This is a genomic window from Enterobacter cloacae complex sp. S2 (assembly GCF_015159675.1).
In the GTDB taxonomy this organism is placed as follows: domain Bacteria; phylum Pseudomonadota; class Gammaproteobacteria; order Enterobacterales; family Enterobacteriaceae; genus Enterobacter; species Enterobacter intestinihominis.
Genome location: NZ_JADDTS010000039.1, coordinates 30,902 through 40,971 on the forward strand (window position 1 = coordinate 30,902; position 10,070 = coordinate 40,971).

The window sequence follows — 10,070 nt, forward strand, 5'->3', positions numbered from 1 at the left end:
GCGAAGCGCCACCGGGCATCAAACGGCTTATTACTTAACAGGGATTGCTTTCAGCAGCTCAGTCAGCAGCGTCCAGTAGTGACCGACGCTTTCAATGTGAACCTGCTCATCCGGGGAGTGTGGCCCCGTAATGGTCGGCCCGATGGAGACCATGTCCATATCCGGATACGGTTTCTTGAACAGACCACATTCCAGACCCGCGTGAATAACCTGAATGTTCGGGGTGCTGTTGAACAGTCTCTGATAAGTTTCACGCACCAGTGCCATGACCGGAGAACTTGCATCCGGCTGCCAGCCAGGGTAGCTGCCTTTTGCAGACGTTTTCGCGCCCGCCAGGGTACCCAGAGATTCCAGCATGCTCACAACGTACTCTTTACCGCTGTCGATCAGGGAACGGATCAGGCAAATGATCTCTGCGCTGTCGTCGCCCATGGTCACTACGCCCACGTTCAGGGAGGTTTCAACCACGCCTTTTGCAACGTCAGAATTGCGGATCACGCCGTTTGGCGTTGCGTTCAGCAACTGGACGAACGTGTCACGAGACTGTGCGGTCAGCGCGGCTTTATCCGTTGTAACGGACTCCAGTACCACCGTCAGGTTTTTCTCTTTCTCAGACAGCTCGTTTTTCAGGATATCCAGATACAGGCTGGAGAGTTTTTTCAGCTCTTCCGCTTTCGCCGCAGGCACCGCCACGGTCGCGAAGGCTTCGCGAGGGATCGCGTTACGCAGAGTGCCGCCGTTGAAGTCCACCAGACGCAGATCCAGTTCAGCGGCATGGCCCGCCAGGAAACGCGCCAGCAGTTTGTTGGCGTTGCCCAGGCCCAGGTGAATATCACCGCCGGAGTGACCGCCTTTCAGCCCTTTCAGCGTCAGCTTAAAGGTTTCGAATCCGGCAGGAATCGCTTCGCGGGACAGCGGCAGGGTAGAGATGAAATCGATCCCGCCCGCGCAGCCCATGTAGATCTCACCTTCTTCTTCGGAATCGGTGTTGATCAGAATGTCCGCTTGCAGCCAGTTTGCCTGGAGACCGAACGCGCCATCCATGCCCGCTTCTTCAGTCATGGTCAGCAGCACTTCCAGCGGACCGTGTTCAACGCTGTCGTCAGCCAGCACGGCCAGCGCGGAAGCCATACCAATACCGTTATCTGCGCCCAGGGTCGTGCCGCGCGCCTTCACCCACTCACCGTCGATGTACGGCTGAATCGGGTCTTTTGTGAAGTCGTGAACGGTGTCGTTGTTTTTCTGCGGAACCATGTCCAGGTGCGCCTGCAATACCACTGGCTTACGGTTTTCCATACCTGCGGTGGCAGGTTTGCGGATGAGAATATTGCCAACCTGGTCACGCTCAGCGTGCAGACCTTTTTCCTTTGCCCAGCCCATAATATGTTCGGCAAGCTGTTCTTCGTGATAGGAAGGGTGCGGAATAGAGCAGATTTTGGCAAAAATATCCCACAGCGGCTGTGGAGATAATTGAGACAGTTCAGACACGATAGGTCTCCTTGTCGTTGCGCTGCAAAACAATGTTGCAGGTCACTGGGTTAGCAGGTTAATCGTTACCACAAGACGGGCTTGCGAGATGCATCTGAGAATACCACTTTCTCCCGTGGCTGGTAGCATTAAGCATGTAAAAACTCAGGCTCATGGCGCGTAACACTGGTTTTTAGTGCGTCAGATCTCTATAATCTCGCGCAACCTGGTTCACCCTCATTTTTTTAAGCCGTATATAAACAGGCTGGGACACTTCACATGAGCGAAAAATACGTCGTCACCTGGGACATGTTGCAGATTCACGCACGCAAACTGGCTGCGCGTCTGATGCCTTCCGAACAGTGGAAAGGCATTATTGCCGTCAGCCGTGGCGGTCTGGTACCGGGGGCGCTGCTGGCACGTGAGCTGGGTATTCGTCATGTCGATACCGTATGTATCTCCAGCTATGACCACGATAACCAGCGTGAGCTGAAAGTTCTGAAGCGCGCGGAAGGCGACGGTGAAGGCTTTATCGTTATCGACGATCTGGTGGACACCGGCGGTACCGCTGTGGCTATCCGCGAAATGTATCCAAAAGCGCACTTCGTCACTATCTTCGCGAAACCAGCGGGTCGTCCCCTGGTTGATGATTACGTCATTGATATCCCTCAGGATACCTGGATTGAACAGCCATGGGATATGGGCGTGGTCTTCGTACCGCCTATCTCTGGCCGTTAATTTCAGTACGTAACTTTACACGCCCGGTTATGCCGGGCGTTGTTCTTTTTACCCTGCCACGCGTTACAATGGTCTCCAAGTGATGTATCCATGGAGGCAACGCAATGGCGCAGGCGAATCTCACCGAAACTCTTTTCAAACCCCGTTTCAAGCACCCTGAAACCTCGACGCTGGTGCGTCGGTTTAATCCGGGGACCATGCCTGCTGTACAGTCAGCGTTAGATGGTAAAAACGTGCCCCACTGGTATCGCATGATTAACCGCCTGATGTGGATCTGGCGTGGTATCGACCCGCGCGAAATCCTCGACGTGCAGGCGCGTATCGTGATGAGCGAGTCTGAGCGCACCGACAGCGATCTCTACGACACGGTGGTGGGCTACCGTGGCGGGAACTGGATCTACGAATGGTCAAAGCAGGCCATGCTCTGGCAGCAAAAAGCGAGCCAGGAAGAAGATGCCACTCTCAGCGGCAAACACTGGCTGCATGCGGCAAACCTTTACAGCATCGCTGCATACCCGCATCTGAAAGGAGACGAACTGGCGGAGCAGGCCCAGGCGCTGGCAAACCGGGCTTATGAAGAGGCCGCCCAGCGGCTGCCTGGCCGGATGCGTGAAATTGAGTTCGCCATTCCCGGCGGTAGCCCGGTGACTGGATTCCTGCATATGCCGGAGGGGGAAGGCCCGTTCCCGACGGTTCTGATGTGCGGCGGCCTGGATTCGTTACAAATTGATTATTACAGCCTGTATGAGCGCTACTTTGCCCCAAACGGGATCGCCATGCTGACGCTCGATATGCCATCAATTGGTTTTTCATCCAAATGGAAACTTACGCAAGATTCCAGCCTGCTGCACCAGCATGCATTAAAAGCGCTGGAGAATATCCCCTGGGTTGACCATACCCGGGTAGGTGCGTTTGGCTTCCGCTTTGGCGCTAACGTCGCGGTACGGCTGGCCTACCTTGAATCTTCCCGCCTGAAGGCCGTCGCCTGTCTTGGTCCGGTAGTGCATGCACTGCTAAGCGAGCCTGCGCGTCAGGGTAGCGTTCCTGAAATGTATCTGGACGTGCTGGCGAGCCGACTTGGCATGCATGATGCTTCAGATGAAGCGTTGCGCATTGAACTTAATCGGTATTCATTAAAAACGCAGGGCTTGCTGGGCCGCCGTTGCCCAACCCCGATGATGTCCGGTTTCTGGAAGAACGATCCATTTAGCCCGGAAGAGGAGTCACGCTTAATCACCTCGTCATCTTCGGATGGCAAATTGCTGGAGGTACCCTTCAGCCCGGTGTACCAGAATTTTGACAAAGCGCTTAAAGAGATCACACGCTGGATCACGCAGAGATTGTGTTAATAGTTTGCTAAATTTCGTTGGTTTGGTAAAACAGTGCTTCACAAAAGGAGATCGCAATGACGTTACCGAGTGGACACCCGAAAAGTAGACTGATTAAGAAGTTCATGGCTCTTGGCCCGTATATTCGAGAAGAGCAGTGTGAAGAGAATCGCTTTTTTTTCGACTGCCTGGCTGTTTGCGTCAACGTGAAGCCTGCACCCGAAAAACGTGAGTTCTGGGGCTGGTGGATGGAAATGGAAGCACAGGAAAACCGTTTTACCTATAGCTATCAGTTTGGCCTGTTTAATAAAGACGGGCACTGGCAGGCGACGAGCATCAAAGATCAGGAAGTGATCGATCGCCTGGAGCATACGCTAAAAGAATTTCACGGCAGAGCTCGCGACCTGCTGGCAACGCTGGATCTGAAGCTGGAGCCTGCGGACGATTTTTCCAGCGAAGCGGTGAAACTGAGAGCCTGATGATGTCACAGCGCCGGGTGGCGGCTACGCCTTACCCGGCCTAAAAACGTATTACTCCCCAGGTCCGGTAAGCACAGCGTCACCGGGCACAAAAAAACCGGCTCAGCGCCGGTTTTTTTATTACCACAACATCAGAACTGGTAGGTCATGCCCAGCGCAACGATATCATCGCTGCTTACGCCCAGTTTATTATCGTCATCGATCTGGTTGATTTTATAATCAACAAACGCAGACATGTTTTTGTTGAAATAATAGGTCGCACCTACATCGATGTATTTCACGATATCTTCATCGCCGATGCCTTCGATATCTTTGCCTTTAGACTGCACGTAACCCAGAGATGGGCGCAGACCAAAGTCAAACTGATATTGCGCAACCACTTCGAAGTTTTGCGCTTTATTTGCAAAGCCACCGGAAATAGGGGCCATATTGCGGGTTTCAGAATAGAGAGTGGCCAGATATATATCGTTGGCATCATATTTCAGACCGGTCGCCCAGCCTTCTGCTTTTTTACCTTCGCCGCGTGCCTGAAGGTTTTGCTCATTGGTGCGATCGGAGCTGGCATACGCACCAATCACAGAGAAATCGCTGCCGCCGAAGTCATAGCTCAGGGAGGTACCGAAGCCGTCACCGTTTTGCTTCTTCACGTCGCGGTTTTCATTTTTACCCTGATATTGCAGGGTCATATTAAGACCGTCAACCATGCCAAAGAAATCGGTATTACGGTATGTGGCCAGACCGGAAGCGCGTTTCGTCATGAAGTTATCGGTCTGCGCCAGGCCGTCACCGCCGAACTCCGGGAACATATCGGTGTATGCGGCGACGTCATACAGCGCACCCAGGTTACGACCGTAATCAAAAGAACCAAAATCTTTCAGTTTAATACCCGCAAATGCCAGGCGCGTTTTTTGAGAAGAGTCGCTTTCTGCTTTGTTACCCGCGAACTCTGCTTCCCAACGTCCGTAGCCCGTCAGCTGATCGTTAATCTGCGTTTCACCCTTAAAGCCAAAACGAACGTAAGTCTGGTCACCATCCTTCGCGTCATCATCACTGAGGTAGTGCATTGCTTTTACTTTGCCGTACACGTCCAGTTTATTACCGTTTTTATTATAAACTTCTGCTGCGTGAACAGATGTGGATGCAACTACGCCCATTACCACTAATGCCAGAGTGCTCTTTTTCATTTTCAATCCTGATTTTATAACAACGCGCTAATATTCGCTGAGCAATAAGATTCAACTTATTACCCCGTGAAAAACAGGAAGGGTTTTATCGTTAGTGGGTGAACGTTTTATGACAAAGTAAGAATATGTCTAAAAAAGTATGTTTTAATTTTTCGGTAATAAAATTGTCAAAATCTGCCGCTACGCTTCCTGATCCCGCGCAACAAAGTGACGGGTGATGTGCTAAGGCAGTTGGCAACGGGGCTGACACCTGTTAAAACGTCTGACTGACATCATTTTCCCTTATTGTTGAACGGCAGAGAATCATGAGTGACAGCCAGACGCTGGTGGTAAAACTCGGTACCAGTGTGTTAACAGGCGGATCGCGCCGCCTTAATCGTGCCCATATCGTTGAGCTTGTACGTCAGTGCGCTCAGTTGCATGCCGCAGGGCATCGTATTGTGATTGTGACCTCCGGGGCGATTGCCGCCGGGCGTGAACACCTGGGCTACCCCGAACTCCCCGCGACGATCGCCTCCAAACAGCTGCTGGCCGCCGTAGGACAAAGCCGACTCATACAGCTCTGGGAACAACTGTTCTCCATTTATGGCATTCACGTCGGGCAGATGCTGCTGACGCGTGCGGATATGGAAGACAGGGAACGTTTCCTGAACGCCCGCGATACGCTGCGCGCGCTGCTGGATAACCATATCGTTCCGGTCATCAACGAAAACGACGCTGTTGCCACCGCTGAAATCAAAGTAGGCGACAACGATAACCTCTCTGCGCTGGCGGCGATCCTGGCAGGGGCCGATAAGCTGCTGCTTCTGACCGATCAGCAGGGGCTGTTTACCGCTGACCCGCGTTCCAATCCACAGGCAGAACTGATCAAAGACGTTCACGGCATTGACGATGCGCTGCGTGCCATTGCGGGAGACAGCGTTTCTGGTCTTGGGACAGGCGGTATGGGCACCAAGCTCCAGGCCGCGGACGTGGCGTGCCGGGCCGGTATCGACACCATTATTGCCGCAGGCAGCCGTCCGGGCGTGATAGGTGATGTGATGGAAGGCATCTCTGTGGGCACACGCTTCCACGCCCAGGCCTCCCCGCTGGAAAACCGCAAGCGCTGGATCTTTGGCGCGCCCCCGGCTGGTGAATTGACCGTGGATGAAGGCGCGACCGCCGCTATTCTGGAAAGAGGAAGCTCGTTGCTTCCAAAAGGAATTAAAAGCGTGACAGGCAACTTCTCGCGTGGTGAAGTGATCCGAATCCGTAACCTTGAAGGTCGCGACATCGCTCATGGCGTAAGCCGTTATAACAGCGACGCGCTGCGTCGGATTGCTGGCCACCATTCCCAGCAGATCGACGCCATCCTGGGCTATGAATATGGCCCGGTTGCCGTGCATCGCGACGACATGATTATTCGTTAAGGAGCCAGAACATGCTGGAACAAATGGGCGCAGCCGCGAAAGCCGCCTCGTATAAACTGGCGCTCCTTTCCAGCCGCGAGAAAAACCGCGTGCTGGAAAAAATCGCTGATTATCTGGAATCCCAGTCGCAGGAAATTTTGCTCGCCAACGAGCAGGATCTGCTGGAAGCGCGTCGCAACGGCTTGAGCGAAGCGATGCTCGACCGTCTGGCATTGACCCCGGCGCGTCTGAAAGGTATCGCCGACGACGTCCGTCAGGTGTGCAACCTCGCCGACCCGGTAGGGCAGGTGATTGACGGTGGGGTGCTCGACAGCGGGTTACGCCTTGAGCGTCGTCGTGTGCCACTCGGCGTCATCGGTGTGATTTACGAAGCGCGTCCAAACGTGACGGTGGATGTTGCCTCCCTGTGCCTGAAAACCGGTAACGCCGCTATCCTGCGTGGCGGGAAAGAGACCTGGCGCACCAACGCCGCGACGGTGAACGTCATTCAGCAGGCGCTGGAAGAGTGCGGCTTACCGGCGGGTGCCGTGCAGGCAATCGAAAGCCCCGATCGTGCGCTGGTCAACGAGATGCTGCGCATGGACAAATACATCGACATGCTGATCCCACGCGGCGGCGCGGGCTTGCACAAGCTGTGCCGTGAGCAATCTACCATTCCGGTGATCACCGGTGGTATTGGCGTATGCCATATCGTAGTGGATGACACCGCGGAGATCGAACCGGCGCTGAAGATTATCGTCAACGCTAAAACACAGCGTCCAAGCACCTGTAATACGGTAGAAACGCTGCTGGTGCATCAGGGCATCGCCAGTACCTTCCTGCCAGCGCTGAGCAAGCAGATGGCGGAAAGTGGCGTCGCGCTGCATGCGGACGAGAAGTCTCTCGCCCTGCTGAAAGACGGTCCGGCGAAGGTCGTTCCGGTTAACGCGGAGCAGTACGACGATGAGTATTTGTCGCTGGATCTGAACGTGAAGGTAGTTGCGGATCTCGATGACGCTATTGCGCACATTCGTGAACACGGCACCCAGCATTCTGATGCGATCCTGACGCGCACCCTGCGCAATGCCGATCGTTTTGTGAATGAAGTGGATTCGTCTGCGGTTTACGTGAATGCCTCGACGCGCTTCACCGATGGCGGCCAGTTTGGTCTGGGTGCAGAGGTGGCTGTGAGCACTCAGAAGCTGCATGCCCGCGGTCCGATGGGGCTGGAAGCACTGACCACCTACAAGTGGATCGGCTTCGGTGATGATACCATTCGTGCGTAAATAATCGCGGGTGATGCAAAAATAGCCGTTTGATTCAAAAGGGCATTGACGCATCACCCGGTTAGATCTACTCTTTTGCCCCGTGGTTACGCTCGTAACCGGTCTCTCAGGGCCGATATAGCTCAGTTGGTAGAGCAGCGCATTCGTAATGCGAAGGTCGTAGGTTCGACTCCTATTATCGGCACCAGTCACTTATATCTTATTGATTTAATTAACATTAAATTCGTTTAGAGTGAAATCGCGTAGCCTCTACTACATAGAGGTCATACAGCCGATGGCTCAACGTGATAATCTGTATCGCCGTAGCAGCGGTATTTATGTTGTCCGTATTGCAGTTCCCGCCCGATACCGTCTCTACACGGGACAGCGTGAGATTCACGCTTCAACAGAAACAAACGACATCAGAAAAGCGCGAGCGATTGCCGCAGTCCTATTGGCTGTCTGGCAGCGATGTTTGGGTGAGTATCAAAAATTGGATAGAGAAAAGTTGGTGAGCAGTGCGCCTGCTTTGGCGGGCGAAGGAATGATCAGCCTTGCTGAATTTTGCGGTTTAACGAGTGCTTCCCTGCAACAAGTTGCTCAGCGCCTGCTTGATACGAATATCCCGCTGTTTTGGCTTGCTGATGGGCGTCCTGCTTACTATGTGGAAGACCTTTCACTCGTTGATAAAGACGATCCTGAGGTTTCTGGATTTATCATCGATAGTGCCATTAACATCGGGATCAGAGGTTCTCTGAGCGGTTATGTTCAGCCTTTGGTTTCATCACGTATATTACGTCAGATGATCGCTGGCGAGCCGCTGGATGCAGAAACCGCATTTAAATCCTCAGAGGCTTCATCCAAAGCCGCTTGGTTCGTTGACTTTCCCGGTGTCGAAATCTCGCCTAATTCATTGATGATTCATCGTGTTCAAGCCGAGCGCTTACGATTATTTTGGCTGTCACATAGCACCGTAGTTTCTCCAGTCATGCCAGAGAAACCAAAAGCAATTACCCCTGTATTATTGCCCTCATCAATACCGGATAATGAATATGTAAATCGTAAATACTACTCAGTGAAAATGAGCGAGTTATGTGAAAAATATATTCGCTACAAGCGCGGGGGGAAATTCACGGAAAAGGCAGAGAATCGAGTCCGGGAAGGTTTTAGCTTACTCCTTGAAGTCATGGGTGATTCAACGCTTGAAAAAGTTGACCGTGACTTCCTCCGTAAGTATGAGAGCTTACTAAGGTCGATACCTGCAAGGCGCGATCTGGCGAAAATAAGATATAAAATCAATGATATTCATGAATTGATTGGCAAGGCAAAAGAGAATGGCGACCCTCTAATGAGCGATAATGCCGTTCGTAAATATATGCGAATTCTCTTCGAGGCTTTCCAGTGGGCTGATGGAGAAGGCATTTTTATTAAGTCTCCTGCGAATAAATTCTTTGCACCTGTTGAAAATGAAAAGATGGATCAGGATTTCAAATCTGATTTCACTGATGAGGATTTAAACGCTATTTTTGGTATGCCTTGGTATAAGCGTGGGACTGTCGATAAAAACAGTCAGGGGCAATTCCATCATTATCGTGCATTTCATTACTGGTTGCCACTCATCGGATTCTTTACCGGAGCAAGGATTAATGAGTTATGCCAGCTTTATCTGGATGATATTAAGCAGGATGATGCCGGATTTTATTTCTTTGAAATCAACAGCGAACGTGCTGATCAGTCACTGAAAACGATTAATTCACGACGGAAAATACCGTTGCATCCGACATTGATCAAACTTGGATTAATCAACTATTGCGAAGCATTGAAGAAAGCAGGCCATGAACGTTTATTTCCAGAGCTTCCTTACCACTCTGTAAAAGGATATGGTGATAAGGCTTCAGACTGGTTTAACCGCTCGTTGCTGAAAGAGCGATTAGGCTTTGAAAAAGACAGCAAGAAATCGTTCCATTCATTCCGTCACACGTTTTCTACAAGGCTCAAACAAGCAGGAATCGACAGCGAGACTCGTGCTCAGTTTGTTGGACATATCCGCGGCTCTGGCGAAACAGAGAATCGTTATAGCAAAGATCATCCACCAGCAGCTCTCTATGCTGCGCTTGAGAGCGTTACGTTAGGGCTACCGGAAGTTGCTCCATTTGTTTGCGAAGATGGTGTAGATGCGGTAGCTGATGCTCTTAGAATCAAACAAATTAATAAACAACGT

Annotated in this window: 8 protein-coding genes and 1 tRNA gene; 7 read left to right on the forward strand and 2 right to left on the reverse strand. The window is 52.1% G+C overall.

Annotation, left to right across the window (positions count from 1 at the left end):
* Positions 1-30: 30 nt before the first annotated feature.
* Positions 31-1,488 (reverse strand): cytosol nonspecific dipeptidase, encoded by a 1,458-nt coding sequence (gene pepD, locus IPZ49_RS18355; protein ID WP_048965735.1) that lies wholly within the window; start codon positions 1,486-1,488, stop codon positions 31-33.
* Positions 1,489-1,746: 258 nt separating this feature from the next.
* Between pepD and gpt the strand changes: the two genes are divergently transcribed.
* The 3 genes from gpt to crl all read left to right on the forward strand — a co-directional run bounded on the left by gpt (position 1,747) and on the right by crl (position 4,012).
* The gene (gpt, locus tag IPZ49_RS18360; RefSeq protein ID WP_003863205.1) at positions 1,747-2,205 is read left to right on the forward strand and encodes a xanthine phosphoribosyltransferase; all 459 of its coding nucleotides are present in this window, start codon (positions 1,747-1,749) and stop codon (positions 2,203-2,205) included.
* A 104-nt stretch (positions 2,206-2,309) separates the two neighbouring features.
* The gene (frsA, locus tag IPZ49_RS18365; RefSeq protein WP_023305490.1) at positions 2,310-3,554 is read left to right on the forward strand and encodes an esterase FrsA; all 1,245 of its coding nucleotides are present in this window, start codon (positions 2,310-2,312) and stop codon (positions 3,552-3,554) included.
* A gap of 56 nt (positions 3,555-3,610) precedes the next feature.
* Positions 3,611-4,012, forward strand: coding sequence for a sigma factor-binding protein Crl (gene crl / locus IPZ49_RS18370; RefSeq protein ID WP_022647149.1), 402 nt, complete (start codon positions 3,611-3,613; stop codon positions 4,010-4,012).
* A gap of 131 nt (positions 4,013-4,143) precedes the next feature.
* Here the strand turns inward: crl and phoE are convergent, their stop codons facing one another.
* Positions 4,144-5,196, reverse strand: coding sequence for a phosphoporin PhoE (gene phoE / locus IPZ49_RS18375; RefSeq protein WP_022647150.1), 1,053 nt, complete (start codon positions 5,194-5,196; stop codon positions 4,144-4,146).
* Positions 5,197-5,501: 305 nt separating this feature from the next.
* Between phoE and proB the strand changes: the two genes are divergently transcribed.
* The 4 genes from proB to IPZ49_RS18395 all read left to right on the forward strand — a co-directional run.
* Positions 5,502-6,605 carry a glutamate 5-kinase gene (proB, locus tag IPZ49_RS18380; protein ID WP_015571369.1) on the forward strand — a complete coding sequence of 368 codons (1,104 nt, stop codon included), beginning with the start codon at positions 5,502-5,504 and terminating at the stop codon, positions 6,603-6,605.
* Positions 6,606-6,616: 11 nt separating this feature from the next.
* Entirely contained in the window at positions 6,617-7,870 is a 1,254-nt protein-coding gene (gene proA, locus IPZ49_RS18385; RefSeq protein WP_063146727.1) for a glutamate-5-semialdehyde dehydrogenase, read from the forward strand.
* A 111-nt stretch (positions 7,871-7,981) separates the two neighbouring features.
* Positions 7,982-8,057, forward strand: a tRNA-Thr gene (locus tag IPZ49_RS18390).
* 87 nt (positions 8,058-8,144) lie between these two features.
* Positions 8,145-10,070, forward strand: a 1,926-nt coding sequence (locus IPZ49_RS18395) for a site-specific integrase (protein ID WP_193762860.1), incomplete at its 3' end; no start/stop codon positions are given.

What these genes read in the sequence shown, in the direction of transcription:
- gpt (WP_003863205.1), top strand. Translation starts at nt 1,747, where the DNA reads ATGAGCGAAAAATACGTCGTCACCTGGGACATGTTGCAGATTCACGCA.
- frsA (WP_023305490.1), top strand. Translation starts at nt 2,310, where the DNA reads ATGGCGCAGGCGAATCTCACCGAAACTCTTTTCAAACCCCGTTTCAAG.
- crl (WP_022647149.1), top strand. Translation starts at nt 3,611, where the DNA reads ATGACGTTACCGAGTGGACACCCGAAAAGTAGACTGATTAAGAAGTTC.
- phoE (WP_022647150.1), bottom strand. Translation starts at nt 5,196, where the DNA reads ATGAAAAAGAGCACTCTGGCATTAGTGGTAATGGGCGTAGTTGCATCC.
- proB (WP_015571369.1), top strand. Translation starts at nt 5,502, where the DNA reads ATGAGTGACAGCCAGACGCTGGTGGTAAAACTCGGTACCAGTGTGTTA.
- proA (WP_063146727.1), top strand. Translation starts at nt 6,617, where the DNA reads ATGCTGGAACAAATGGGCGCAGCCGCGAAAGCCGCCTCGTATAAACTG.